The organism is Tepidiforma sp. (assembly GCF_026419595.1).
GTDB lineage: Bacteria > Chloroflexota > Dehalococcoidia > Tepidiformales > Tepidiformaceae > Tepidiforma.
The window spans coordinates 1-916 of sequence record NZ_JANZZD010000079.1 but is presented as its reverse complement, the minus strand read 5'-3'; the positions used below and the strand labels follow the sequence as shown (position 1 = coordinate 916).

General features: G+C 75.8%; 1 protein-coding gene. It reads right to left on the bottom strand.

Annotated features, from left to right (window positions below; all coding sequences use genetic code 11):
- Positions 1-44: 44 nt before the first annotated feature.
- Positions 45-626, bottom strand: a complete 582-nt coding sequence (locus tag N2041_RS14415) for a hypothetical protein (RefSeq protein WP_297679289.1) — start codon at positions 624-626, stop codon at positions 45-47.
- Positions 627-916 lie beyond the last annotated feature (290 nt).

Here is a 916-nt window from a genome sequence, read left to right as displayed (position 1 = left end):
GCTTCCCGCCTCCCTGTTCCCGCTTCCCGCCTCCCGGTTCCCGCTCACTCCCACCTCACCGCCGCTTCCCCGCCCCGGTCCCGCAGCTCGATCTCCACCTGCGCCGGCCCCGCCGCGTGCGCGAACACCACCTCCAGCCGCCCCGCCTCCGAAGGCCCCGCCGCCCGCGCCACCTCCTCCCCGTCCACCCGCACCGAAAGCTCCCCGCGGTACACGAGCACGAACCGGTAGCGCCCCTCCGCCGGCAGCTCGACCTGCGCGCTCGCAACCAGGCTCCAGCGGTCGTCCACCAGGTCCACGAACGGCGCCCCCGCGTACGAGAGCGCCAGCCCATCCACCGCGCCGTCCGCCACCTTCACGTGCCCGCTCGTCGGCCGGTCATCGAAGAACTCCACCCGGAAGCGCGCCGGCCGCGCCAGCTCCTGCGGCGGCGGCAGCGGCGTCGGCGTCGGCGCAGGCGTCGAGGTCGGCTCCGGCGCCGGCAGCCCCTGGCGCACCGTCGGGCTCGGCCGCGCCCCGCCGCTGCCCCCTTCGCTCGCCGCCGGGTCCAGGAACTGCCAGAAAATCACCCCGACCACCACGAGCGCCAGCAGCGCCACCACTTCGCGAAGTCCAATCCCGCGCACCCCTCCAGTGTCCTCCCCCCGCCCCGAACGCGGAACGCCGAAACCCGCCAAACTTCCGGTTTTCCCCGCAATTTTGCCCGCGCCTTACGCGCGCCCGTTCCCCCAGCGCCCCTTCCCCGGCGAAACTGACCCCCATGCGACGCCTCGCCGCCCTCCTCCCCGCCCTCGCCGGCGCGCTCCTCCTCACCCTCGCCGCCGCCCAGTCGCCCGGCTCCCAGCTCCAGCCTCCCAGCTCCCAACTCCCCCACCGCCTCCTCCTCCCCGCCCTCGCCGCCGACTCCGCCGCCGGC